The sequence below is a fragment of the Xanthomonas sp. DAR 34887 genome (assembly GCF_041245805.1).
GTDB lineage: Bacteria > Pseudomonadota > Gammaproteobacteria > Xanthomonadales > Xanthomonadaceae > Xanthomonas_A > Xanthomonas_A tesorieronis.
Genome location: NZ_CP162490.1, coordinates 1737855 through 1763209, shown reverse-complemented (window position 1 = coordinate 1763209; position 25355 = coordinate 1737855). Strand labels below are relative to the sequence as shown.

Annotated in this window: 19 protein-coding genes; 3 read left to right on the top strand and 16 right to left on the bottom strand. The window is 59.0% G+C overall.

The annotated features are described in order from the left end of the window. Positions 1–112 precede the first annotated feature (112 nt). From AB3X08_RS07480 to AB3X08_RS07470, 3 genes are all read right to left on the bottom strand, one after another. A complete protein-coding gene (locus AB3X08_RS07480) occupies positions 113–796 on the bottom strand; it encodes a hypothetical protein (RefSeq protein WP_369937311.1) in 684 nt (227 codons plus the stop codon). A 639-nt stretch (positions 797–1435) separates the two neighbouring features. Then, entirely contained in the window at positions 1436–1894 is a 459-nt protein-coding gene (locus tag AB3X08_RS07475) for a GIY-YIG nuclease family protein (protein WP_369937309.1), read from the bottom strand. A 94-nt stretch (positions 1895–1988) separates the two neighbouring features. After that, on the bottom strand, positions 1989–3500 hold the full coding sequence (locus AB3X08_RS07470) for a hypothetical protein (protein ID WP_369937308.1): 1512 nt from the start codon (positions 3498–3500) through the stop codon (positions 1989–1991). An 837-nt stretch (positions 3501–4337) separates the two neighbouring features. Here AB3X08_RS07470 and AB3X08_RS07465 point away from each other — a divergent pair. Continuing rightward, the gene (locus tag AB3X08_RS07465) at positions 4338–5570 is read left to right on the top strand and encodes a hypothetical protein (RefSeq protein ID WP_369937307.1); all 1233 of its coding nucleotides are present in this window, start codon (positions 4338–4340) and stop codon (positions 5568–5570) included. 61 nt (positions 5571–5631) lie between these two features. Here the strand turns inward: AB3X08_RS07465 and AB3X08_RS07460 are convergent, their stop codons facing one another. From AB3X08_RS07460 to AB3X08_RS07430, 7 genes are all read right to left on the bottom strand, one after another. Next, a complete protein-coding gene (locus tag AB3X08_RS07460) occupies positions 5632–6537 on the bottom strand; it encodes a hypothetical protein (protein WP_369937305.1) in 906 nt (301 codons plus the stop codon). 267 nt (positions 6538–6804) lie between these two features. Beyond that, positions 6805–7563: a hypothetical protein gene (locus tag AB3X08_RS07455; RefSeq protein WP_369937303.1), complete on the bottom strand. Its 759-nt coding sequence runs from the start codon at positions 7561–7563 to the stop codon at positions 6805–6807. Between the two features lie 238 nt (positions 7564–7801). Continuing rightward, on the bottom strand, positions 7802–8146 hold the full coding sequence (locus tag AB3X08_RS07450; RefSeq protein ID WP_369937301.1) for a hypothetical protein: 345 nt from the start codon (positions 8144–8146) through the stop codon (positions 7802–7804). A gap of 366 nt (positions 8147–8512) precedes the next feature. Beyond that, on the bottom strand, positions 8513–8827 hold the full coding sequence (locus AB3X08_RS07445; RefSeq protein ID WP_369937299.1) for a hypothetical protein: 315 nt from the start codon (positions 8825–8827) through the stop codon (positions 8513–8515). A 369-nt stretch (positions 8828–9196) separates the two neighbouring features. Further along, on the bottom strand, positions 9197–13612 hold the full coding sequence (locus AB3X08_RS07440) for a DUF6531 domain-containing protein (RefSeq protein ID WP_369937297.1): 4416 nt from the start codon (positions 13610–13612) through the stop codon (positions 9197–9199). A gap of 271 nt (positions 13613–13883) precedes the next feature. After that, complete coding sequence (locus AB3X08_RS07435) at positions 13884–14288, bottom strand: H-NS family nucleoid-associated regulatory protein (RefSeq protein ID WP_369937295.1); 405 nt, start codon at positions 14286–14288, stop codon at positions 13884–13886. 185 nt (positions 14289–14473) lie between these two features. Next, on the bottom strand, positions 14474–14719 hold the full coding sequence (locus AB3X08_RS07430) for a helix-turn-helix domain-containing protein (protein WP_369937293.1): 246 nt from the start codon (positions 14717–14719) through the stop codon (positions 14474–14476). A 969-nt stretch (positions 14720–15688) separates the two neighbouring features. On the opposite strand from AB3X08_RS07430, the gene AB3X08_RS07425 reads away from it, so the two are divergent. Further along, complete coding sequence (locus tag AB3X08_RS07425; protein WP_369937291.1) at positions 15689–16021, top strand: BPSL0761 family protein; 333 nt, start codon at positions 15689–15691, stop codon at positions 16019–16021. A gap of 145 nt (positions 16022–16166) precedes the next feature. Here the strand turns inward: AB3X08_RS07425 and AB3X08_RS07420 are convergent, their stop codons facing one another. The 5 genes from AB3X08_RS07420 to AB3X08_RS07400 all read right to left on the bottom strand — a co-directional run bounded on the left by AB3X08_RS07420 (position 16167) and on the right by AB3X08_RS07400 (position 22910). Continuing rightward, a complete protein-coding gene (locus tag AB3X08_RS07420; RefSeq protein WP_369937289.1) occupies positions 16167–16928 on the bottom strand; it encodes a hypothetical protein in 762 nt (253 codons plus the stop codon). A 501-nt stretch (positions 16929–17429) separates the two neighbouring features. Beyond that, on the bottom strand, positions 17430–19463 hold the full coding sequence (locus AB3X08_RS07415) for an integrase (RefSeq protein ID WP_369937287.1): 2034 nt from the start codon (positions 19461–19463) through the stop codon (positions 17430–17432). Next, entirely contained in the window at positions 19453–20919 is a 1467-nt protein-coding gene (locus tag AB3X08_RS07410) for a site-specific integrase (RefSeq protein WP_369937286.1), read from the bottom strand. The genes AB3X08_RS07415 and AB3X08_RS07410 overlap by 11 nt, the downstream gene beginning before the upstream one ends. Before the next feature lie 67 nt (positions 20920–20986). Continuing rightward, positions 20987–22267 carry a tyrosine-type recombinase/integrase gene (locus AB3X08_RS07405; RefSeq protein WP_369937284.1) on the bottom strand — a complete coding sequence of 427 codons (1281 nt, stop codon included), beginning with the start codon at positions 22265–22267 and terminating at the stop codon, positions 20987–20989. 130 nt (positions 22268–22397) lie between these two features. Next, positions 22398–22910: a single-stranded DNA-binding protein gene (locus AB3X08_RS07400; RefSeq protein ID WP_184410612.1), complete on the bottom strand. Its 513-nt coding sequence runs from the start codon at positions 22908–22910 to the stop codon at positions 22398–22400. Between the two features lie 192 nt (positions 22911–23102). Between AB3X08_RS07400 and AB3X08_RS07395 the strand changes: the two genes are divergently transcribed. Further along, complete coding sequence (locus AB3X08_RS07395; RefSeq protein WP_369937282.1) at positions 23103–24101, top strand: polyprenyl synthetase family protein; 999 nt, start codon at positions 23103–23105, stop codon at positions 24099–24101. A gap of 231 nt (positions 24102–24332) precedes the next feature. Here AB3X08_RS07395 and AB3X08_RS07390 read toward each other — a convergent pair whose 3' ends face one another. Continuing rightward, positions 24333–25130 (bottom strand): dienelactone hydrolase family protein, encoded by a 798-nt coding sequence (locus tag AB3X08_RS07390; protein ID WP_369937280.1) that lies wholly within the window; start codon positions 25128–25130, stop codon positions 24333–24335. Between the last annotated feature and the right edge of the window lie 225 nt (positions 25131–25355).

Here is a 25355-nt window from a genome sequence, read left to right as displayed (position 1 = left end):
CGATTGTACTGGCCTATTCGACTCCGAAGCAGCTAATCCTTACCGGAAACCTCCCTAATCCTCCTACTCGGCCAGCGTCCGCTTTTCGGCCCAAACCGGTCGCTCGCAACCATCACCAACCGCCCGCCAGTTCCATGCGCAGCCCTACGTGGAAACAGTTGAGCCACTCGCAGGCGATCTTGAGGGTCTCCAACTCCTTCGTGAGGAGATCTGGGTCGTATTGAAAGGCCTCAACGATCTCATCATTCTGATCTAGCACAACGAAAGCCTTAAGATAGCCTCCCGTTTCTTTGTCCCACGCTGCGATCTGTCCGCTTGTAATCGGCTTGTTATTTGACTTGCTGGCGTTGCTTTCGGTTGGATAGCGGAAGAACACACCCCTGTTGTCCATATCATCGATCGCAGCGATGGCCTCATCCAACTCCTGTGGCATGGGTAGCCAGACGGTGCTGGCACGCTCCGCCAGCTTGATCCGATGCTCTGTCAGTACGGCAGTCAAAGCGTGATAGAGCGGTCCGAGGCCATGAACATTCGTCAGGGGTTTGTCCTTGCTATCAACTTGGACGGTCGGATAACCCTGCACACCGGGCCTGAATGCACGATGGGTCACCACTAGCGTTGACTTGAGGAACAGCTCGGCGGCGTGCCGCAGCAAGAAGCACGTCGGCAGCTCACGCTGGGCCATGGTGTCTTTCTCGGCCACCAGAAGCGTCTCCGCACTGGCTCGAAATGCAGTGGCCATCGCGCCAAACCCGTCGTCGAAATGCCTGTCCAAAGGCGTCAGGAGCCAATGCATCCGTGCCTCGTCGTGATTGAAAAACAATCGGCGCCGTTGCGCCCTGATCCTGCAGTTTACCGCGGGATTCTCAGTAGCCCATGGCTCGAAATCGTACCAAGAATTACGCCGACTGGACCAAGTGCACATGGTGGGGCGCCACGACGCTGATGGCGCAGTCCTAGCCAAGGCCGGCGCACCTATGCTTTGAGAGCGCCGAGGCTGCTGAAGAGCGTGATCAGATTGGGGCACCCAAGATTAACACCCGCGCAGGCATGGCCAAGATGATGCGCGGCAGACGGCACCCGCATCACTTCTTAAGGCCTTAGTTTGAGGTCAGAACACCAATGAGCGCTGCCGGCAGTACGCACTTCGCAGCATCGCGAGGGTCGCCTTCACGTGTACGAGAAATGGTGTCGGCGCTGAGACAGGGTACAACGACTTCACATTTGGTCCGATAGTGATCGACCGTCCGGTGTCAGCCTAGTTCTTTCAGTATCACTGTCTCGGGCTTGTCAAGGAGAGCCACGCCCACGCCAACTTGTCCAACTTGGATTCGTATTCGTCCATGTCTGCTCGCTCGTTAAGCCTTGTGCATGCTTGAAGCCTGCTTGTCACCCGCCGGTGCACCTGCTTCTGGTGGCAGCAAGCGGCAAGCCGCTAGTCACCTGCGTGGATCGTGGACGCGCAAATGTGCGTAATATCATCGACCGTCAATGCGAACCACTCGTTCCTGACTCGCTTTTCGGCAAACTTGGCATGGAGCGACAGTTCGTCCTGCTGCGCATTCGCAGAAGCAAACTGATGCAGTAGCGTGAGCGGCTCCGGGTTCGCGCACTGCAACTGTCTTAAGCGATTCGGCACGGAGTGGGACGACCCGATCTTGCAGTAGCCGGTGGTCGACTGAATCAAGTAAACATACCCGAACGTGTCTTTGGGCGCCGGCTGTGGCGGTCGGAACTTGCCGATGTACTTCTCCCACCCCGGCCAATCCGACGTACCGTAGTTCTCCGGCCCACCCAGATGGTCGGATTCCCATGCGTGCAGGCGCTCACGCTCGTCGCGTGGCAACGCGGAGTAACAACCGATCATCGCCGAGGCGTATTCCAGAAACGACATTCCCATGGTCATTGGTACCGGAAAGATCGGCGCCGCAGTGCGACACCGAAAATTGGGCCGGCCCACAACATCGCAGGGCCGGCTTGGATCGCGACTACGATGCCTTCTTCATTTCTTCGCGTCGCGCGAAGAACTCGCCGAGATACCTGTTCCGCGGGTCCGATTTCATCACGCTGGCCGCAGTGACGGCACCGGCATCTAGCAGCGCGGACAACCCGTCCTCCCAACGCAGGACCCGCTGAGCTCGCAGGAACTCCTCGAACTCACTCCATTCCGTTCCCGTCGGGCCCGTCGCATCTCCTCGAACGAACAGATCGCTAGCGCAGAGCGGATCTTTCTTGCCCTGGACGTGCAGGATCCCGAGCACCGCGACGATTCCCTGCAGTGCCTTGGACTCGCGCAGCCCGCTGCGGGCGACCAAGTTCAGGGCCACGTCCATCACGTCGTGCCCGTACGTCGCGCCCATGAACAGTACGTCGTCGTACTCCAGCCAGGCTTCGCTTTGCGTGTAATGTGCATCCACCAGCATGCGTCTGTAACCCTGTGCGTACGCGCTTTCTATCGATGGCAGGAACGGCAACTGCTTGATCGGCTCCGGCACCATCCAGTCCTTGGCCGGAGTGCCTCGGTGCCGCGGCATGATTCTGGCCGCCGGACCGGCGTGTTCCGTCAGTGCCAGCGCCGCGGACAGTTGTTCGTAGGCGGTATGCTCTGTGATCCTCGACGCGCCGAACAGCACCATTCCATGGGTCCGCGACGCCAGTTCCCTGCGCAGCGGCTCCAGCGCTGCGTCAGGAATCGCATACAGGTTCGACTGTGCCCGGATCAACACCGGCTGGGGATACCCTCGCGAGAATGGTCGGCGATCTTGGAGTTCGCCTTCTTCGCTTACGACGCCTTGCAACGCCGTGTGGGTGTCCGACCCTTCCTCCCGCAATTTCCTGACCATCAGGTCAAGATCCTCGCAGAGCAGATCCGGCGCCGGCGTGTCCACCAAGACAGCCACGCGATGTTGCGAATTGAGCGCGTGAAGGCATGCTATTTCCAGTCGTTCCGCGGCGTCATTCCATGTGGACTGATCCAGCTTAATGGGGCCGACTACCAACAAGGTTCCACTGGGCAGTCGGTCGATCCCGGCCGACCACAAGCCATATTCACCAAGGTCGATGCTCCCGTCCCATCCTTTCGCGACCTCTTCGGCATAGACGAGACCGCCGTCTGTGGCGTCCTCGTAGCGCGCAAGCAGCGCATCGATCGCTTCCATTGACGTCGTCACATAGACGCCCGGCAACGGGCCGCCCGGCCACACCTGGAGCGAGCCGACGGATGGCGTGCACTCGCCCTGAGTCAGGGCGGCAAACAAGTCCTTCGGCCCGACTTGGAGTGAGAACTTCTTGTTGATCCGGTAGGCCAGTCGCGAAACAGACGTTGCGTCGAGTTCGCAGGCTGCGACACGTCGTGGAAACGCCATCACTTCCGGCCAGTTGCGCAAGCCTGGCAAGGCGGCGATCAGATCCAGCGCTTGGCTGTGTCCGATCAAGCATGACGATTGCTGGAGCTCACCGCGTACGCGGCCCGCCAACAGCTTCAACTGCGGGATGTCCATTGTTTGTTCTCCTGGGCGATGCGTCCGGCGCACGCATTGCGGGCCGCCCATGGAAACAATGGTTTCTGGGTTGGTCTGCGGTGTTTTCCGTCTTCGTCTTGCCCCGAGGGGTGCGTGCGGCAGGCGACGGCAGCCAGGGATGACTATACGCCGTACTGTCCTGTCAAGGAATATGCCCAAGCGACCGACGGGCGCAGCAGCAAACGGAGGACGGACCGCCGTCTGCCAGATACCTAGAACCGCCCCCCCCCCCCCCCCCATCGCGCTAGACGCACCATGACGTCTCAGACATAACTGCGACGCCAGTGCGACTGGAAGCTGGACACCCGCTGCCGATGGCAGCCAACGCATGCAGTTGGTCAACGTCGATAGCATCACCCATACCTGCGGCGCGGAATTGTTGCTGCGCTACCGCTGGCAGGATGTCGTGGTTACTAGCAGCTATTATGTATTATCGACGCTAGCGAACCGGAGTACGACAACCAAGGGCGCCGCTGGGTGCCGGCACCTCTGCCACAGCGGCGCAGCGGTCCGACCGCCACACAGACGTCCTGCTAGGGCCGATGTCCGCTTCGGGTCGAAAGCTGCCCCACCCTAGGTAAATCGCTCTAATCCCCTGCTTTCCGATGTCCACTGCCGGCGAAAAGCGGCCAGTCTTTCGGAGTCAAGAACGGACTTCACGAGTCCAATGTCAGCGCTCCAAGACCAGCGCGCACTGGGCGATTCCGCGCGACTCGAAAACCTCTACGCTTATCCGATCTGAGGCCGACGATGGGGCTAGGAGTGAAGCAGCGATATGAGGGCGTCAACGGCGAAGTACTGCCGAGGATTGTGCCGTTGACGGTCAAGCATGTGCTGCAACGGCATCGCGACGTATGGGTGCCGATCGAGGCCTATCCATACTTGGCTGTCGACACCGAAAGGGTCGATGCCCACTGTCAGGACATCGGTGAGTTTGCGGTGTTCGCGGGCGGTCGCCTGATGCAGAACATCCGCCCCGAAGAAGGCGGCAGCCGGTTGATCTCATGGATGATGAGCGGCGGCATCGACGCTGGGATGTCCCCCGACGCGCAGGTGGTCGTCGAGGGCATGGCCAATCCGCGAGCAAATTGGGTCATGAACTTTAACGACATGTTCGCCATCGGCACACATCCGTTTGCGGCGCTTCATACGCACTATATATACATCGACGGAAACGGCAGCTACCAGCGGAAGTTTGCCGAGTTGGTGATTGCCGACGGACATAGCCGGCCGCGGTGCGCACTCGTCGACTTCGACCCGCTGGCGGAGATGGCACTGACTTTCCATCTCAAGTACATCAACGGGACGCGCGACCAGCCACGCGACATCGTTCGGCTTGCCGCGCTGCTCGATGCGATGTTCGCGGAGAACAGGAAGATCCTCGCCGCGGCCACGGCGCACCACCGTGAGCGCGCGCCGCTGGAAAAGCCGTTCGACTACGTGGCGCCGACGCTGACCCGCTACGGTCGCCTGACCCACGACGCCAGCGGGCAGCCGCGAATTGAACTGTCGTTCGCGCTGCTGCACTACGAGAAGGCGTTGCGCGAGTTCGACGCGCTCAAGGTTGCGGTAGCGAAGAAGGGTACCGAGGCCGCGTTCGTCCACGGTGTCTACTGTGTGGTTGCAGTGGCGGCCTGCGCCGAGGCCATCGGCAACCGTCTCTCGTTCCTGCAAACCGGCGCGCACCCCGACCACCGCGACAGGCGCCAGCCACTGCAGAAGATCAATGACGCCGGCGCGGCGCTCGCGAAGGCCGCGAGCCGCACGTTCGCGCCGCTCGCGGCTGGGCAGCCAACCTACGACGCGCTGGATCGCGTGCGCGAGCTGCGCAACTCGTTCATGCACGCCAAGGAGCGCGGCGAGGAAGTCGATCCGGTGGCTCTGACCTCGACCGTGTTCACTGCGGTCGACGAGAACCGCTGTCGCGAATACCTGCGCAGCCTGCGCCTGGCCGCTGTCCACGTGTTCGACCAGCTCGCGCCCGAACACGCCGCGCCGATCGTCACGCGCGAGAACGTCAACTGGCTCGGCGGAATCGAGGTACCCTAGAGGCTCACAGCAGGACTGCCTACTCGGAAATTCCTAGCGCGCCCCCAATCGGTCAGGAGCCCTATGGCATCGGCAGTGCAGCCAACTCCACTCCGTATTTCAGTTGCGACAGCCACAAACTGAATTGTTGCGGCGTGAGGTGGTAGCCCTTAAGCACGATGTCGTTCTTTCCGACGAACGCTTGGGCGTTGTCATGCAGTTCCTTTGTGCTCGGTGCTCCCTCGAAGGTGATGCCTACGAAAGCGAACCTGTCGTCGGTGGCGTGCGCAACCAAAACGGGGCCGCCGCTCATGCCACTGAATCCCCAGCCGTGGTCGGCGGTCAGCGTAGAGCACAGGATGTAGGTGGGCTTTTCTGGCGTGGGAAAATCGGTCGCTAGGTTCACCGATACCCTTGGCATCGGCGCCGCCAGCTTGTCTTCGGCCCGGTACTTGTGTGTATCGGGAAAGCCGAATGCCAGCCACGTCGATTGCGCCGTCGCCCAGTCTGGTTCGGTCCAAGTGTCGAGGTCGATCGCCTCGGCGTTGCGGTGACTGCGGAACGATGGCCAGATCTCGGTGAGGTCCGCGATTGCGATGTCCGGTCGTTCCGCGTTCACTCTATCCAGTGCAGCGAGTGCGTCAGCGTTGCCGACATCTGCTGAGCGGGGGAAATCCCGGCAACTGCGAAAGGACCATCGATAGGTGCCTTGTGACGTGTAGTTGCCGAAATGGTAGACAGCGTTGCCAGAGTGAAGCGTCGGCACGATGCGTCGGTTACTACTCACACTGGCGCTGAAGAACGCCGCTAGGACATGGTGGCAAGTCACGGCATAGAAGCGCGACTCGAACTTCACGAACGTCGTAGTGGCGTTCGTTACCGAAGTGTCGTGCCCGCCTTCCAGGAATATTCCATTGCCAAATAGAGGGGCGCAGAACTGGTGGACCCGTCGGTCGATGTCTTCTTCGGTGGAGGCAATGGGAATCATCGGTGGTCAAGCTTAGGCGTGTTCACGGGGGATCAATATTATAACTCCCGCTGCGCCTGCGCCAGCAACTGCTCACTCTTGCGCCTGATGCCGCCGGTGAAGGCCAGGCGTTGGTCGCTAAGGGCCAGTCAGGGCGGTTATCGTGGTGGTGCCGGCAGGTCCGCTTCGGGTCGAAGCGAACCTACCCTACCGCCGATAAACACCCATAATCCAGTAAAATACATTACCTCTCAACTAAATAGATAAGCTTAGACACTATTTGATAAATCACGAATATAAATGATTTATGTAACGCTCGCAGATCTTTCGCGCTATACGCAAGTTCAATTCTATAGCCTCATCAAGATCTGTCATCGGGTTGGACGGAGGCACGTTCGTGCTTAATCCATGGCGAGCCTCCAGACCTAGAATGCTCGCGTTGTTACATGCCGCGGTGAATCGATTTACCTCACCGACAGTGTCTTCGAAATCTGATAGGCTCTCCCCTATTTGCTTTGCCATCCACCTGTAGCTGTCGAACATTTTGTAGAGCGTGCTCCAAGTAAGTATTACCTCTTGAGGTGTCGCGCGATAGATGAGGCCGGCCAGAAAAAGTAACATTCTGACGGGGTTGTCAGAAGCCGCCACATCAATATAGTGCTCCGGCGTAAAGCGACCAACCTTTACGCAATGAGGAACAGGCGGAGGCATCGAGGAATCAAAGGGGGTCTCGTCAATCGCCGCCACCTCGTACCGACCCGCCGTACCTGTAAGGGATTGGTATCCCGAGAACTTGATGCGCATCGTGCGCTCAATCCCGCCGATACTCATTCGCCGAGCACCATTCACCAACAGCTCAAGCGAGTAGACCCTATTGGAGATAGCTACCGGATCGTCGAGGTGATCGATGTGATGGCTATAGGCCGTGAAGACATGCCCCGTATGCTCATCATGTTCCGATCCAAACGCCAGATGACGGCTATGAAAATTACTCGCGAAATCGATGTAGTCGCTACCTGCGTCAACGTGTACTTCCCAAGTATGCATAGGTCCTCGGCTGCCGATTGAATCTTGACAAATTAGCATTCCTCCTTAATCGCGACTATCCACAATAGCCCTAAGTTCACCAGGGATCAGGAGTCATTGGTTGGATCTCCTCAAGTGGCAGTATGCGCGATGGATCGTGCACGCATGATTAGCTGGCAGCTTCGTCTAGGCTCCAAATATCTTCCAGCCTCGATAACGCCCTCCCTAACCCGAGGCAGAGGGTACGGGACCTGCTGCCTTACCCCGCCTGCAAGCCCACCGCTTCGTCGTTGACCAAGAGCAGTGGTTGGCCCGCCGCAGAGCCGATCGGCAGGCGGGACTCGGCGCCCGGGGTCACGACGATCACCGTGATGACTTCGTCCCGCAAAGAATTGATTTGAACGAATTTCAGCCCTGACTTTTCGAAGGTGTAGACCTTGAACAGCGGGGAGAGACTGACGTTCTGCTTGCCTGGGGGCACCCGCTCCCCCATGCCCTCTATGACGTCGCCTTGGTTCATCACTTGGTCCGTCGCCTTGGCTACCGGAGAGAGGCCAGCAGTCAGCACGGCCAATCCGAGCAATGCTCCGGAAAGGGTTTTCATCGTTCGTTCCTTGACGAGGAAAGCGTTGCGAAAACGCTACTGCTGGCCAGATGGGCACGCAAGCGCCAGTTCGAGGACTACCCAAAACGTCTACGAGGATAGACAGAGTCTTCCGGCCGATGGCCTTCCCATGCCCGCCCCTGCCTGGTTAGGAGGCCCTAGGCGCAAAAGCCAAAGGCCTCGCATGCGAGGCCTCTGGTCGTCGGCGCTTGAGTGGAGGTTCTGGCCTCCGTCCCCCAACCATGGTGGGTGAAGTGGCCTGGACGACGGAGACAGGTTGCCATCGTTGACATCGGAGGTTGATCAGCCAGACCCCCATTGCAGTGTCAGAAAACCCCGCACGCCAGCATCACGTCTGCCAGCGAATCAACCTCTTTTCTTTACAGCGAAAAAAAGCAAAGCAACAGCGATAGCCACAAAAGCCATCATCATGTAACTGGAAAAATCAAAAACTCGCACAACTCTTGACACGCACTGCTCAGACGAGCACAAACCTGGAACACCTCGAGCAGCCAACCTCACCAGAACAACACCAAAAATCATGTCCATGGCCAGAATCACCGAAGGAGCGATTGCGCGCCCTTTCCGCCAAGCCATGAAAAACCAACCTAAAGAAACGGCCAAAGATAAAAAATAAACGGCCAAAAAAGTAGCGTTCATTTTTGCACCCACATTCAACATGGCGCAATCCGCGAATTAGTCAGCCTTCGAACATGGGGAATCACCACCCACTGGTCGCTGCATCACGAGCCCGGTCACATCCTTCCATTCACCGCTGAAAGTGCCGCATGGAGACGATCTATATCTAGCATGTCGTCATACAAGGCATCAGCTGGAAGACATACAACGGGAGTCCCCTCTTCGGTTGCCTCCAAGGCTGACCCATATTCATAATAGTCGGATACGTCTTGAAAATACCAAACGTCCCCGTCCATATCATCATCTGATAAATTAACTCCCAAGCATAAAAACGCCTTTATTACTGGATACCTCATTAAAGGATCCAGATAAGTCACCCGGTAATATATCCCACCTGTTTTCATATTAATTTTATTTGCACACATAATATTCCTCATCTGCGCAATTGCAATTCACAGTTCGCTCCTCTGATCGGATCGGACTACCGCCACGAATTCCATGGGTTTTCCATTTTATAGAAACATAACATCCATCCACTCTTGCTGGACAACGCGCCCTGCACATATCCATTTCAGTTGTCTTGCAGGAATCGGTTCGTGGCAGCCGCGGATTAGATTCACTAAAAGGCAAAGATTGCGAAGGAACAGGCATTACCGGATCGACAGGCACGGGAACGGTCCGGGGCAGAATTCTAGGCAATACAGGAGTAAATCTCGGCAATACGGCAGGCGCAAGCCCATCCAAATCAAGAAGGTATAGTGGATTACCCAAAGCATAAGCATAAGTGCTAATACCACCATTTAATCCAATGAGATCACTTTGCCCATAGCGGCCCGTGCTCGTGTCGTAGTCCCGGAAGTAGTTCTGATTGAGTCCCGTCGCACCGTCGTAGCGCTGGCCTGGGAAGCGCATCCCGAACACGAACGCCGCGCCATCACGATCCGCATCCTGGTCCGGCGGCGAGTTGCCGAAGGCCTCGCCCTTGATGTCCCACTTCCAGATCGCCACGTCGCGCACCGGGTCGATGACTGTCCGCGGTGCGCCGAGGTGGTCCGGCTGCACGTAGTTCAAGGCGGTGCCGGCCAGCACGCCCACCGGTAGGCCGTCGAGCCAAATGGCCTGCTGGAGCGCCTTGCCGTTGCTGTCGTAGTCGCCCAGCCAGCGACCGGCTTCGTCGTAGAGCGTGTAGGTGTTGGTCGTGCCCAGGAAGCGGCGCACCTGCTCGCCGCGGTCGTTGTAGCGATACTCCATCGCCAGCGTGCCGCTGCGCTTGGCTTGGCTCAGGCGTCCGGTCGCGTCGTAGGCAAACTCGCGGGCGGTGCCGTCGATGGCCGTGGTGTTGCCGGCCGCGTCGTAGCTACGCGCGGCGCCGGCCACGCTCGCCAGGCGGTGGCTGTCGGTCGGGTAGTTGTAGGTCTGGGTGCCGCCGTTGACCTGGGCGCTGAGCCGGTTGCCGGTGGCGTCGTAGCTGTAGCCGTCGATCACCGTGCCGGTCGGACCATCCTTGAAGGCGGTCAGGCGGCTGAGGGTGTCGTAGCCCAAGCTGACCACGGGCGCTGTATTGCCCGGCGCAGTCAGCGCTGTGAGGTTGCCGACCGGGTCGAAGGCGAAGCCCACATTGAGGCCATCGGTGCGGCTGTCCTGGATCGCCTGCGGGCGGTAGTCCTGGTCGAACACGCGCTGCAGCGGCCGGCCGTTGCCGTAGGACCAGCCGGCGCTGGGGCCGAACGGATAGTAGGTGGCACTGCCCAGCAGCTTCTGCCGGGTGCCGCCGGCTGCGGTGACGCCCACTTCCGTGGCCTGGCCCAGCGCATTTCGCACGTAGTCCACCACCGCGCCGTCCGGGTAGGTCACCCGGCTCAGGCGGCCGCCCTTGGTGTAGGCATAGCGCACGGTGAAGGCCTTGCCGTTGGTGATCTGCACCTTGTGCACCACGCGCCCGAAGCGGTCGTAGCAATACTGAGTCAGGCCGCTGCCATCCTGCAGCTTGCTAAGGCGACCCAGCGCGAAGGTTTCGCCGGCCGCGCAAACGGTCTGGCTCGCATCATAGGTATAGGTCGCGATCAGCGCCTTGTCGGCGTAGGTCGCCTTGGCCAGGCGGCCGAGCGCGTCGTAAATGTAGCTGGTCTTGGTGCCGCGCGCGTCGGTCTGGGTCGCAAGGTTGCCGGCACTGTTGTAGGTGTAGCTGGTCACGCCGGTGTCGGGACTGGTCAGCTTGAGCAGCTCGCCGAGGCCGTTGTATTGGTAGCTCGTCGCCAAACCCTTGGGATCGGTGACCTTGGTGGTGCGGTCCAGCGCGTCGTAGTCGAACTGAGTCTGCGCGGCGATGCCGCCGACGTCCTGCAGGGTCTGCTTGACCCGGTCCAGTGGATCATAGTCGGTCTGGGTCTTGCGTTTGAGCGCGTCGGTGACCAGTTGCACGTTGCCGTTGAGGTCGTAGCTGAAGTCGGTCGGGTCGGCCTCGGCGGTGGCCTGCGTGGCCAGCTGGCCGAGCTTGTTGTAGATCCGCGACAGCGTGTGCTTGAGCGTGCCGGACGCGTCCTTGGTGTCTTCCTTGGCTCGATTGCCGGACGCATCCAGCGTGTAGTGGATCGTGTTGCCGGCACCATCGGTCACGTCGGTCAAGCGGTGCGCGTCGTCATATCCGTAGAGGACAAACGTGCCGTCCGGATCGGTGACCTTGCTGACGTTGCCAACGGCATCGTAGGCGACGAGCGTGGCCTGGTCCTGGTCCGACGGCGTGCCGTCGGCATTCGCACGCAGCGTGCTCGAGGCCGCCCAGCCGCGTGGCGTATAGGTGAGGTCGCGGATCAGGCCATTGGCATCCTGGGTGCGCGTCGGACGGCCGTTGCGATCATAGGCCACATAGGTCGTGGCCCGGCCCAGCGCATCGACCACCTGATAAAGGTCCCCAGCGCGATGGCAGGCGCCGCCAACGTTGGCGCAGCCGGATTCGTCGGCGGTCAGGTAGTAGCGGTAGGTAATGGTGTCGGCCACATCGGTGCGCGGGCCGTCCTGGCTCAGCACTAGGCCGATCTGCGGGCATTGCGTGCCATCGACGGTATCGCAGTAGCTGGTAAGCCATTGGCGCACACCGGTCGGCGCGTTGGCCGCGCTGCCGCAGCTGTAGCTCATGGCGGCGGACACGGCCGGATCGACCTCGCAACGCGCCGTTTGCTGGCCGCGGGCGTTGTAGGCCCAGGCGGCCTTGGCGGCGGTGGCGCCGGCGGCATCGAGCACGGTGCGGGTCAGCGGCACGCGCAGGCTGGCGTTCCAGGTGGTGTTGGTCGTGCGCTGCTGCGTGGTCCCCGAGGCATCGATCTGTTGGGTCAGCAGTCCATCCGCCGTATAGGTCGTCTTGGTGACTGTCCCCTTGAAGTCTGTCACCGACGCCGGATAGCCGTTGGCATCGTAGGTCAGCGACTTCCATGGTTGGTTGCATTGGTCGCCGCACGGAACGCTGGCGCCAAAGGAGCGCAGTGTGCCGAAGCCGGTATTCGTGAAAGAGAGCGTTACGCTGCTGCCAAGTGGACCGGTGACCTTCGCATTGTACCCACCATTCCTAATGATGCTGTCGTATTCAAAACTGGTCAGATCCACATTGCCGGCGAAGGCTGTGGATGCCACACGCCTCGTTGTGTTTCCCTGGTACTTGATCGTTTCGTAGCGGACGCCTTTCTCATCAATGATTCCGGTCAGAACACCCGGAAGATTATTGTTTCCGGTGTAAGCGCCCTCGTTGTAGACATAGGAAAGCGCCTTCCCATCGGGATAGGTAACGCTAGTGAGATATCCGGCGGCATTGTAGACATAGCCCAGGCTTCCGCCATCCGGCTGAACGACACTGACCAGTCGCGCCGCACTGTCATAGCTGAAGTTGAGCGTTCGACCAAACTGGTCAGTCACTGCAATCAACAATCCTGCCTTTGGCGCAATACTGGCAGGCGTATTGCTGTCGCTGTAGGCAAATACAAGAATCCCTTGCCCGGCCTGATCGCTAACCTCTTTAATCAGCCCGCTCGCGTCGTAAGACTCGGTTTGATGGTTCGCTGAAAGCTGGAGTGCGTAACCAGCCCCAGCTGGAAGCTCGACAAGCTTCTCAGCCACATCCTGGTCACCTTTCCAGACACCATCTGCAAGCACGAAGCGAATCACGCCGCCATCCGGCCGAAACGCGTTAATGATTTGCTGACTATCCGCCATGTCAGAGCGCTGAACTTCCAAGCGCCTGTCATAGATGTGCCTCCACTGAGGCCCTAGATTGGAAGACGCCACAACCGAAGAACTGTTATAGAACCTGCGGAACACGAGGTTGGAGGCAGAGCGGAAATCCGTTTCTTGTCGATACAGATTTCCCGTCGATGCGTTTACTGGATCGCCTTCAAAGGGGCTTCCTGGATTTTCGCCATTCGCTAATGACGCATTTTCGCGACTGCCGCGCGGGCCGGTACCGTCCTTATCCGCTCCAAGCCCAGCGGTACAGCGCGTATGGCAGCCTCCCAGGTTCTTCTGGGGCACGCCGCCGGCCCGACTCAATGTGGCATGGACGTATGTGTCGCTCGATCCATTCAAATAAATGACCGCAACAACATCGCCCGTTCCATAGCGAACCGAGATCTGAGGTGGATTGGTACAAGTTCCGTTACACAGATCATTTATCTTTTTGGTGACGAACCCCACGGCCTCACCAACGGTGGCAAACGAGCCTACCCCATGTATAGACTGGACGGTATAAGGCGCGCCATAGTCGCCAGTTTGCCCAAACACCCTCGCAGGAAGAAGCGCAAGGACGCTTAAAGCGATAACAGCAGTGAGGCGTTTCAACATGGCTTCATCCTTGAGCTTCGATAGAGGGTAGGCGGGCAAACGCGATGCGTAGGCATTGCCCGGCGCCAACAAATCGTATCGCTCCTTTGTTGCAAATTCTGAGACGGCCAGAACTTTTTTGATGGCCGGCCGGCCCAGCTAGCCGCCGGGGAAATCCAGAGCACCGCGCCTCACCCCCTGGCCTCTAACGACGCCCACTGTCCTGTCAGGCCCTCAGAGGCCTATGAGCTTGCGCTCCATCAAAAGTTGGCCTCCAGTAAAGGGACAACGCTTAGCCGGGATACTTCGGGAACTTCTCGTCCGGGTGACCGGCCTTCCACTGGTTGTAGGCAGCGGTTCCTTGCCAGGCAGTGAAGGCGCGCGGAGGACGGCCCCGGCCGCTCCAGGTCTCGTGGGTATGAGGCAGCCAATACTTGGGGGCGACTTCCTTCTTCGCCCAGGTCGGAGCAGCCTTGCGGCCACGGCCTGGGCTGCTGGCCCCGATCGCCACTGCCAGCTCCGCCTTCTGCTTCGGGGTGAAGTGCTCGCTGTATTGGGTCAGTAGGTCGATGATTTCCGCGACAGCGGAGGCAGTCTGTTCTTGGTGGAGAGCCACCTCCTGCTCTTCAAGCTTGCGGAGTTCCTCTTCAATCTTGGCCTTGGCGGAAACAATCGACTCCAGGGTTTTCCTACTCATCCAGCTAATGCCTTCTTAGAAATATGGGCTCTACCCCGCAACCCCAAGAGTCTAATACAACCACCACCCATCCCTCGGCTGCCGGCGACCTGCACCCTCCTCTCAACTGGCTCCCACACTAGGAAAACCGATCGACGCTCCAGCTACGCGCTGAGTTAGTGAAAGCGCCCTATGGGGCTTGCCACCTAGCCTTCTTTTGGGAACAGAAGCCTGGTGGCAGCAGCTACACTCATGTCCAAGGCCCGCGTAAGCAGAACAAACTCCAAGATATCGAGACGACGCGCACCCGCTTCGATCGCCGACAAGCGTTGTTGTGGCCAGCTCAACCGCCGAGCAACATCACTCTGTGAGAGTCCCAATCGCTCACGACGTGCACGTAGCTGGTAGATCAGCTCACGGTATTGCCCGTCATAGATCGTCTTGGTTGCCATGGTCGCGATTGCTGAATGCGACCAGCAATCTATGCGCCACCCACTGATTACATGAAAATCATGTAGCCTTCCGTCCCTTCACCTGATACGCTAAGGACTGGATCCCACCGGGGTATACGTGGCCCATGTCCAGACTCAACCGACCCTCTTAACTCCTCGCACCGCGCTGTTGCGCGCTTCCGAGCGTGTCGGTTTGATGGGCACTGCTGCCTGGTGCGCATTGCACCTTGCCACCCAACAGCCAAGCCCAATCACCTCCCGCCCTTGCCTAACAGAGCAGCTGCTTCAGTTCCTAGAGCAGGCGGGCATTTTGATACGTTGCATGTCCCCCTCTGGTGCAACGCACCGGGCTCTCTACGAACCTGTAGCCTGGCGCTACTGTGATGTCGATCTGCCAAGCACAGAAATCCAGGCCGGACTTGACGACGCGTTGCAACTTCGCTTGGCCGAGGACGATGGGATTGTTCGCAATGCCCTCTGGCGCCTGCTCGCTGATGGGGATAGCGAGGCCTATCTTGTCCGTCTCTTGCAGCGCCATCGACTGGACAGTGGCGACGTCCAGACGCTCATATTGGCGATCCGAGCAGAGTGGGCTCCATATTCCGTAGGTAGACGTCGCTATCTTGCGTGGCTGAGCGTGCGCCACGCGGCCGCCACATTGTCCCAGGGAGACTTTGGTACGGACGCAGCATACGCCGCCCTGCAAACTCATCTACGACGCCGAGGGCGTTGGCTCGCGGCAAGGCAGCGCCAGCGAGATCTTGCTGATGACGAGTACAGCTTCGTACCCGACGCCCATTGGCGCCGCCCAATACTGCTGGAACTCTTCCTGACACGAATCGCGCCGATGGGGGAGAAATTTTGGACGCTGCCACCCCCCCAAGCCAGCTAACGGCTACGGACGAGCCGAGATCGCGTGTCAAGCCCAGGCCTTTTGATCCCAACTCCTCCATTTTTCAGGATGTTCATATGACGACACCCGAAGAAAGTACGCGCCACCTCTTTCAGGCCGGCGCCTTCCTGGTTGAGCTAGCGCTTGATGATCGCTTGCCTGTTGAGGTGCGCCGCGAAGCGGCCCGGCTGACACGTCACTACCCCACGCCAGGGTGCACTCTTGCCGTTACTCCGTCGGCCATCGGACACTTCCTGCCGCAGCCTGAGCCTGGCTGGCTTGAAGGCTATCGGTACGGGCCGTTGACCATGGGGCTCAGCGACAGGGTCTCTAGGCTGTATTACAACCTTGGCGACTTGCCGACCAAGAGCCAATCCAGCTCAACCAGACGCACACCAAGAGACAAATAGCCATTGGCACCGTCTGGTTAGATCACGCTGCTTCAGACACACGGCTGACGCCACGGTAGAAGCCGGTGGACGCCCTTCTCGGTGCGGCTCCATTCCTCGCTGAAATTTTGATCCGCGATGCGTCAGCCAATGCGTCAGTCAAGATCTAGGCGGGATTACGCACGCTTTCTCGCGGCTTAGAGGTATTGCCAGGAGGGGTAGCGGATCGCCCAATTATCAGGCGCTGAAGTTCCGATGAAGGAACTATTTCGACGCTGTCGTCGACCTTGCGGTAAAGGACGTAGACATCGCCAAGTCGCCCTGCTAGTTGGTATTTCTCAGAGTCCTTAGCTCCCATCTCTGCGTTACGATCAGTCAAGACTCTCACCATCGCAGGCCCTCGCTTTACGCTGGCAGCCTTGCGGTGTCCAAGGTAGTGTGCCGAGAGTGGCACATACGCAAGCACCAGTGCCATGTAAGGCAGTAGTTCCATCCGGCGGACGCCCATGGGAACTTCAGGAGTTCTTTTCACCAACCAGATGATAATCCATGTGAGAAAAACACCAACTACAAGATAAAGGCCAAAATCCACATAGAAAGCCAAAGCGATCAGAGAGATCAACACAGCAATTGGGGCAAATATTGCTACCGCACGATATTGCTCGCTCAAGGTAGCGAGTTGCCTGCCCAGATAACCACCAACAAGCGATGCCAGAAGCAGAAACGCCAATGTCGCGCCAATAGCAATCAGGCCCACTAGCGCCAAATCGCTTACGGCCCCAAATTGAAACGGATCTATGCCGAAATTACCCCAGTACGACCTTAGGTAAATCACTCCTTGAACAGCGCCAAACGCTATAAAAACTGATCCCCATGCTAGGAATTTTGCACTTCCAATCTCTTTCTTTTCGACAGCGGTCTCTACCATGCCAGTTCCTAATTAATTTCAAGCTTGAAACTTCCTTTTGCTCAATGGGGCATCACCCTTGCCGTGGTGAGGTCTGTCCACGGTTCACGCGAGGAAGTGGCTGGCTGAGGAAATCTTGAGTTAAGCCGCGCGAGTGTGCATTGTAGGCCCAGGTAACGAACTGCTCTAGCAACCGCTGGTTCTCTGCCTCAAGCCGCTGGTTCTCGGCTTCCAGTCGAGCCAACCGCTCTGCCATACCGGGTGAGGTGACGCCCCGCCTATGTGCCGGCCGCATCTCGTTCAGCGCCTCCTTCCTTAGAACAAATGCCGCGCGAATGCGCTCATGTTTATGAAGTGCCTGCCGGGTGTAGCGGCAATGCAACCTTAGAGCAACCGCATCGATCAAGGCGTTCCAATTCAACGGAGCGGAAATCCAAGCGTCAAGGATCCTGACAATCTGCTCAATCGCACCATCTGATAGATTCTTACTCCGTCGCGCGCCGGTCTTCTTATGAGCTGCTCTCACTCTGCCTCCGCTTGATCTTTTTGGGCAATTGGCGCATATAACGCATGAATGACCCCATCTTCTTCAAGGCGCGAAGGAGTTTGATTCACTGCCATCTGGATTGGCGTACCATCTGGAACACTTGGGTCTTCCATGATGGACAGCAACTGGGTGAGCCGCCCCACAGTCACGCAATGATGCTCCATCCAACGATCACTGCCAGCATAGCCTCGGCCGACTGCCACTTCCGCCTTCTCCTTCAGCCGAACTGCCTCCGCCAGCTGCTCACGCAATCTCAAGACTTTTTTGACATCACCTTTTACACAGATCAGCTCTTGGCAATTAATGCAGTCAGCATGCAACTGACACGGAGACGACGTATAATCGTGAATACAGTATCCGAGTTCTGTTACGTGTGCAGTCGGCACCACCAGTTGTGCAAAGGCATCACGCTTGATAAGCGCACGTTTTGGCGGCGTGGACAGAGGGCCAATCATTTCATCAGTGCCTACTGCCGATCGAATGCTCTTGAGCATCTGCCTAGGTGACACGTGGTCGTATGCTTCGTTCTGGCGCACGTCCAGTCGACCAGACCATTTCGCAATATCGAGCTGGCTCAGCCCACCTGTCTGCGCCAACGTATTTAGGTAGTGCCGAAAAGCATGGGACTTCAGAGCGATATGGCTACCATCGGGCTCTGTGAAACCAAAGCGCGAGAAGATTGAACTCAAGCCGTGTGCGCTCCGACTTCCGAGGCCCGTATTGATCTGCCCAACGCTTACCAGCTCAATCATGCAACGGTATGTCCCACGCTGCGTTCCTAGTTCGTTCCGGCGGACAACGAACAACGCCTTCGCATAGGTGACACCCGTGACCTCATCGAGAGTTGGAAAGCCCCGCGGGAGCAGTGAAAGAATGGCCTTCTCAACATCCTGGAATTTGACATACAACGCCTTCGCCTCACCCTTCTGCTTAACCGTCCTAATTCCCTGTACCTTGCACCAAGAGTTCGCGCTGACCCTGTCAACTAGGCCAATGATTCGCGCAACCTCCCCGAGGCTTAGCATTTCATTGCCCCGGAGGCTCTCCACATCTGACGCCAGATAGATCTGACCAGGGTTGCGTTCGTACCACTCGGCAACTACCCGTGCCTCGGCAGTGACTGTTCGGATTCGACGCAAAGCTTCCTGCACCACCGGCACCATTGCTGGCACCATCCACTTCACTCCGGGCGTGGCCCCCTTAGCCGGCCACCAGCGCAGGCCGTATGCATCACCCTTCCCTGCACGCTCCTCTATAACCTCGCAGTCCGATGGCAGCGTCAAGACCTCACTAATGCGGTCGGGAGCTGACAGCATGATTGCAGCCGCTGCCGTGGTGATAACGTCCACGGGTTCTTGAGCCAACAGGAATATTCGTGGCAAAGAATCAAGAGCAGCTGCAGACGGTAGCTTTTCCTCCCTGCGCCTATCAGCCTCCGCACCCACCCGCACAGTATCCAATGGGCGTCGGATCGGGCTACGCCAGCCTGTCCTATTGATCATAAGGGCATTAGCCTTCATGAACTTAGCCAGCAACTCCAGCTGTTGCCCGATGCGATAAGCCGCTCCGTCACTGAAGTGTCCTACCACGAGCTGTGCTGCTCGATTAAAGACCGCCTGATCCGCGCGTACTGGATCACAATCTCCGTGGCACTCTGCAAGAGCCGCAGCCAACGTGCGAAGCGCAGCGAGTCTAGCGTGAATGGCTTTAACGGGACGAATCCCCGAGAGGTAGCGAATGTAGGCCTTCGCAAAACTTCGGAACGGTTCAGGCATCGCTACTGGGACAGGACCATCTATCGCCGCAAGCATTGAAAAATTGATGCGCTCTCGCTTTCTTCCTTTAGCCTTGGTCAAGACCGCGTCGGTTACGTCCCACGTATCACTTCCGAACGAAAGCTGTCGACCAAAGACAACAAGCTGATCGCGAGCTAGATCTATAAATTGACGAATATTGGCCCTAGTGTCAGTCTCAGAACGAGGAATGAAGACGACGATATCAACCACCATGATCTCGCCCCTCCTTCCACGTCTCACAGCGACGAATTACTTCCGCCACCGCCAGGATAGTTCTGTCGTTCACTGCTGCGATTCGAGCATCAACATCCTTGCTCAGCCGCTCGCGCTCATCCACCAAGTGCTCCAGCACGGCGTGATGAGGTCCATCAACCCAGGGCTCAAAGTTTACGCAGGTATAGCAGGCGATGGGAGCCAGGAAGCCGCAGAATCCGTAGCTTCCGCAGCTACCGATCGGCCTCATCGATGGATCAAAGCGCGGGTCACATATCCGACTAGTCGGATCGGCGTGGCGAGTAGCGTGAGACTCGTTCTCAATGAGCACGCCTGAGAAAGCTTGTGCCAGTGGAGCCAATCGAAATGCGATAGCCTTGTCGATTCGCTCCACGATCTCCGGCCGAGCCTCGATGTACACACCGACATTCTGGGTGTCGCTATGATCAAGCAATTCTGCTATGACCAGTTCGCCATGGCCTTCTATCGCAGCCCTGGTTGCAAATGTTCGGCGAAAACGCACAGAGCTAATTCGAAGTTGCTCTCCCGTTCGCTCCGACCTAACTTTGAGAGGATCCAAGGTGGACCGCAAAAGATCAGTGATATCCTTCGCAGTGCGATGAAACCGAAAACCGTCAGGCTCGATATGCGACCTTGAAGTCGCGGGAAACAATGGTGCCTCAGAGGGATCTTCAAGCACCCCTTCGAACGACTTCTTGACACCGTCGGCGTATTCTACAAGCACTTTACCGATCTGCGGTATCACCAAGCGATCCTTAAACGCACTTCTGACAAGGCTGCCGCGTTGCTTGGCCCGTGGCATTCGCAGCAAATACACCGGCGCCCCGCCCTTCTGCTCAACAACAGAGATGTCCCGCACCTTCAACGCGGCGTGTTGAACAGGACGCTGCCCCAATAGCATGCACAAATACGCCAGCACATATCCCTCTTTGGAGACATCACCTCTCTTATCGGCATGATCTAGAGCCCTTTGAAGGGTCTCCAATTCGATGTCAGTAAAGGGGCCATAGACAGGATCATGAGTCAGTACTGCACGCCCCTTCTTAACACCAGGATTTCTAATTTGCTTAAGAAGCAGATATGCCTGCTCTGGAACTCCCGCGCAGCCGAGCTCGTACCAGCGCCGCAACAGGGTTGACAACTGACCGAAACTCCAGAGATTCCGAGCATCCAAAGATGCTCTGTAATTGATAAGATCAGTGTCATTGAACTCAGCAACCGGGCCGCCACGAACCTTTCCGACGTGCAACGCGAATCTAAGTAGCTGTTGAAACATCACGCGCAGATGGCTGGACGCCATCCTTTCCGCGTACCACACAAGCACTACTTTGGCCGAATCTTCCAAGTCCCTTGAAAGACAGAGTTTAGAAAAGCGAAGGCTTATTACCTCAGAAACGTCCCGATACATCCAGTGATCGCGCTGGGGATTGAACACCACCCCACTCGGCGTCTGCACCCGGGTTGGCAGAGACCGGGGGTCTTCGACACTGGTACGCCCTGCCTCATTCATCCTTATGACCCTCAGCAACAACCCTTTCCTGCATTGCGATTGAAGCTTCTCTTGCTTTTTTACGAATGTGACGCCTGGTATATACGGACGCATGGTCGGACGTTGGCGACCATCCCATCAGGTAGCTTCGATACTTCTGCTCCTCTGCCGACGGCACGTTCGCCGAATCCATCTGCCTAGAGAACATGTCATTCCACGTATGTCGGAGAAGGTGTGGTGAAAGATCCTTGGGCAAGTCTGGACATGCGGTGCGCAGTACCTCAAAGACCTTCTCCGCAGCGGCCACAGTGAGCGGCTTTCCACTGCGGCTGGCCGCGAACAGAAAGCCGTGGGTCTTTGACATCGGCAAACCCGACCTATGGTCAAGAATGTACGCGTTAGTTTGAGCCAGGAGATCCTTCTGCAATTGAAGAATCCTTGCTCGAGTTTTGGCTTGAGGTTGATTTCGCCTAGGATCCTCCGGATCATCCGCGCGGCGATGAATTGTGACTTCACCCAATCGGCTATCGATATCAGAATTGCGCACTCCAAGCGCCTCTCCAATCCTCAACCCAAGATTCAGCAACCACCGCACCAGAAGCGCATTGCGATGGCGAGTATGTTCATCACGCCACGGGTTGTCGGTGCAAGAAGGATCGGTTACTCGCAGCAGTTCTTGCACTTGGCTGTCGGATAGTCCCTCTCGCTCAACTCCGACGCCGGCTACGGCCGAGAAACGCATCCGGCTATCCAATGCCCTGAGCGTGATCTCTGTGGCACTCTGAAAGCGGACTAGGAATTCGTTCGAGAGGCCATGTTGACTCCTACGATCATCCGCCAACCAGGCAAGATAGCCCCGAATATACAAGAGGCGCGTGGATGCTACTTGGGGGGCCACCTCTTTCAGCTGCTGTCTAGCTGATCGACCACGCACCGTCTCCACAGCTTGGATTTGCGTCTTTTTATGAATGCGGGAGACTGCTGTCTTGGAACCGAGTTCTGCCAACGGCTGTCGGCTACTACGTATCAGCCCCTCAACCTCGGCGACCGAAAGAAGTTCCCCATACTGCAGGCGACTGTCGATGTCGATTCGCTGCGCAGCAAGGAACAATTCGAGAACCACGACCGCACGCAGCACATTGCTGATCGTGTTTGTTGAGAGATTTCTACCGCGGACCTGAGTGAGGGCAAATATGGTAGGACGAAAGAGCGGGCACCCGTGCTCATCCAACAGCACTGGAAAGCGTTCACCAGAGGCAAACACGACGATCCGAACTCGAAATGCCGGCCCCATCGTTTACATCCTCTACTGATAGAAGATTGGCCTCACAGTAGCAGGAAGTAGAGATTGTCGTGTAAACAAAAAAACCCCAGTAAGAACAATTGCTTACTGGGGTTTATTTGCATCGTGAAAATACTAAAAATTAGAACGGGATATCGTCGTCCGCGAAATCGTCCATCGGTGCGGACTGCTGCGGCGCCGGCTGCTGGCGGCGCGGCGCGTAGTCCTGCCCGCCGCCGCCCTGGTTCGGGCGTTCCTGGCGCGGCGGCGCCGAGCGCTGCGGACGATCGCCGCCGCCCATGCCGCCACCGCCGCCTTCGCCGCGGCCGCCCAGCATCTGCATCTCGTCGGCGACGATGTCGGTGGAATACTTCTCCACGCCGTCCTGGCCGGTGTACTTGTCGTAGCGGATCGAGCCTTCGACGTAGACCGAGCTGCCCTTGCGCAGGTACTCGCCGGCGATCTCGCCGAGCTTGCCGAAGAACACCACGCGGTGCCATTCGGTGCGCTCCTGCTGATTGCCGTCCTTGTCCTTGCGCACGCTGGTGGTGGCCAGGCTGATGCGGGTGATCGCCATGCCGGCCTGGGTGTACTTGGTGTCGGGGTCGTTGCCGAGGTTGCCGACGAGGATGACTTTATTGATGCCGCGGGCCATGGAATTCTTCCGTTCGGGGTGGTGAACCCGCTCGGGCGCGGGCAGGTCGGATGGGGGCGCCCGCTCGGAAACGGACGTAGACAGTGAATTATACCGGGCTGGCGGCGGATATCAGCCTTCTCCCGGTTCAGGCGTCAGGCGAGCCCTCACCGGGGTGGCCTATAATCCCTGTACTCCCCCTAGTCCGACCGCATGAGCCTCGCCGAAGACCTCCGCCCCGCCCTGGGGCTGCCTCAGATCCAGGCGCTGGCCGCGCCCGACATGAGCGCCGCCGATGCCCTGATCCGCCGCCGCCTGGCGTCGGACGTGGTGCTGATCAACCAGATCGCCGAGCACATCGTCTCCGCAGGCGGCAAGCGCCTGCGGCCGATGCTGGTGATGCTGGCCGGGCGCGCCTGTGCCGGCGGCGGGCCGGTGCATCATCAGCTGGCGGTGATCGTCGAGTTCATCCACACCTCGACCCTGCTGCACGACGACGTGGTCGACGAATCGGACCTGCGCCGCGGCCGCAGCACCGCCAACGCGCTGTGGGGCAACGCGCCCAGCGTGCTGGTCGGCGATTTCCTGTATTCGCGCAGCTTCCAGCTGATGGTCGAGCTGGACAACATGCAGGTGATGCGGCTGCTCGCCGACACCACCAACCGCATCGCCGAGGGCGAAGTGCTGCAGCTGTTGCACGTGCACAACCCGGATACCGACGAGGCCGCCTACCTGCGTGTGATCGAGCGCAAGACCGCGGTACTGTTCGCCGCCGGCACCCGCCTCGGGGCGATGGCCTCGGGCGCCTCCGACGAGGTGCAGCAGCGCCTGTACGACTACGGCATGCACCTGGGCTATGCGTTCCAGATCGCCGACGACGTACTCGACTACACCGCCGATGCCGCCGACCTGGGCAAGAACCTGGGCGACGACCTGGCCGAAGGCAAGGCCACCCTGCCGCTGATCCACGCGATGGCGCACGCCGACGAGGCCACCCGCCAGCGCCTGCGCCATATCGTCGAACAAGGCGATGCCGACGCGATGCCGGAAGTGCTGGCGGCGATCCAGGCCAGCGGCGGGCTCGACTACAGCCGGCGCCGCGCCGCCGAATACGCCGCCGCCGCCGAACGCGCGCTGGACGGCCTGCCGGAGAGCGAGGCAGTGGCCGCGCTGCGCGGGCTGGCGCGTTACGCGGTCGAACGCAGGCATTGATCCGGCGCGCTTTGCGCGCCGGACGGGATGACCAGCCATTCGGCTGTGGAAAGCGGGGATTCGGGATTGGGGATTCGCAAAGGCGGGGCCCCGCTTTTCGGTGAATCGCCTACCACCGAATCGTGATCAGGGATTCGGGCTGACCAGCCACCCGGCTATCGAAGGCCGGGATTCGTAAAAGCGCGACCAAGCCGCTCTTACGAATCCCGAATCCCGAATCCCCAATCCCGGCTATTCACCAAACCGCTCGTCAAAGAAATCGTGCAGCATGCGAAAGGCACGCTTGGCCGCGCGCGGGCTGTACTGGCAGCCCGGCGGACTGTTGGCATCGGCCTCGGCGAAGCAGTGCACCGCGCCGCTGAAGTTGACGAACTGCCAGTCGGCGCCGGCAGCGTTCATTTCCTGCTCGAAGGCGGCGATGTCGTCGCGGCTCACGCTCTTGTCGTCGGCGCCGTTGAGCACCAGCAGCGGCGCCTTGGCGCTGCCTGCGGCCGCCGGCGACGGCGTGGACAGGCCACCGTGCAGGCTGACCACACCCGCCAGCGGCGCGCCGGCGCGGGCCAGTTCCAGCACCGTGGTGCCGCCGAAGCAGAAGCCGACCGCGCCGATCCGTGAGGCGTCCAGCGGCGCCTTGCCGGCCTGCGCCTTCAAGACCTCGACCGCCTTCAATGCCCGAGCGCGCAGCGTCGACGGGTCCTTCTTCAGCGCGCCGGCGAACTGCCCGGCCTCGGTATCGTTGGCCGGGCGCTTGCCCTTGCCATAGACGTCGGCCAGCAGCACCACATAGTCGTCGCCAGCGAGCTGCTTGGCTTTTTCGATCGCCGAGGCGTTGACCCCGCGCCAGTTCGGCACCATCACCAGGCCCGGGCGCTTGTCGCTGTCGGCATCGTCGTAGACCAGCACGCCGCTGAAGCTGTCTTTGCCGACTTTCCACTCCACCGGCTTGGCCTGCATCGCGGCCAGCGCCGGCAACGGCAGCGCCAAGGCCAGGCCCAGCAGGCCGATCCACCGCATCGAACGAGTGCGCATCGCGTCTCTCCCATCGGAACCAGCCGGCAGTCTAGAACGTTTTCTCTCGGCGATCCGCACACCTGTGGGAGCGACTTCAGGGCACCTCTGTAACTCCATTCCGGAATGGTGCCCGCTGCGCGTGGCGATGGCGTGTTCCTTTTTTCTGTCGCGGCTGAAGCCGCTCCTACACATGCGCGCCTTGCTCTTGTAGGAGCGGCTTCAGCCGCGACAGGAGAACGAAGT

Bases quoted from the DNA above. Each gene is read 5' to 3' on its own strand.
- AB3X08_RS07480 (WP_369937311.1), bottom strand. From the start codon at position 796: ATGCATTGGCTCCTGACGCCTTTGGACAGGCATTTCGACGACGGGTTT.
- AB3X08_RS07475 (WP_369937309.1), bottom strand. From the start codon at position 1,894: ATGTCGTTTCTGGAATACGCCTCGGCGATGATCGGTTGTTACTCCGCG.
- AB3X08_RS07470 (WP_369937308.1), bottom strand. From the start codon at position 3,500: ATGGACATCCCGCAGTTGAAGCTGTTGGCGGGCCGCGTACGCGGTGAG.
- AB3X08_RS07460 (WP_369937305.1), bottom strand. From the start codon at position 6,537: ATGATTCCCATTGCCTCCACCGAAGAAGACATCGACCGACGGGTCCAC.
- AB3X08_RS07455 (WP_369937303.1), bottom strand. From the start codon at position 7,563: ATGCATACTTGGGAAGTACACGTTGACGCAGGTAGCGACTACATCGAT.
- AB3X08_RS07450 (WP_369937301.1), bottom strand. From the start codon at position 8,146: ATGAAAACCCTTTCCGGAGCATTGCTCGGATTGGCCGTGCTGACTGCT.
- AB3X08_RS07445 (WP_369937299.1), bottom strand. From the start codon at position 8,827: ATGTTGAATGTGGGTGCAAAAATGAACGCTACTTTTTTGGCCGTTTAT.
- AB3X08_RS07440 (WP_369937297.1), bottom strand. From the start codon at position 13,612: ATGTTGAAACGCCTCACTGCTGTTATCGCTTTAAGCGTCCTTGCGCTT.
- AB3X08_RS07435 (WP_369937295.1), bottom strand. From the start codon at position 14,288: ATGAGTAGGAAAACCCTGGAGTCGATTGTTTCCGCCAAGGCCAAGATT.
- AB3X08_RS07430 (WP_369937293.1), bottom strand. From the start codon at position 14,719: ATGGCAACCAAGACGATCTATGACGGGCAATACCGTGAGCTGATCTAC.
- AB3X08_RS07425 (WP_369937291.1), top strand. From the start codon at position 15,689: ATGACGACACCCGAAGAAAGTACGCGCCACCTCTTTCAGGCCGGCGCC.
- AB3X08_RS07420 (WP_369937289.1), bottom strand. From the start codon at position 16,928: ATGGTAGAGACCGCTGTCGAAAAGAAAGAGATTGGAAGTGCAAAATTC.
- AB3X08_RS07415 (WP_369937287.1), bottom strand. From the start codon at position 19,463: ATGGTGGTTGATATCGTCGTCTTCATTCCTCGTTCTGAGACTGACACT.
- AB3X08_RS07405 (WP_369937284.1), bottom strand. From the start codon at position 22,267: ATGGGGCCGGCATTTCGAGTTCGGATCGTCGTGTTTGCCTCTGGTGAA.
- AB3X08_RS07400 (WP_184410612.1), bottom strand. From the start codon at position 22,910: ATGGCCCGCGGCATCAATAAAGTCATCCTCGTCGGCAACCTCGGCAAC.
- AB3X08_RS07395 (WP_369937282.1), top strand. From the start codon at position 23,103: ATGAGCCTCGCCGAAGACCTCCGCCCCGCCCTGGGGCTGCCTCAGATC.
- AB3X08_RS07390 (WP_369937280.1), bottom strand. From the start codon at position 25,130: ATGCGCACTCGTTCGATGCGGTGGATCGGCCTGCTGGGCCTGGCCTTG.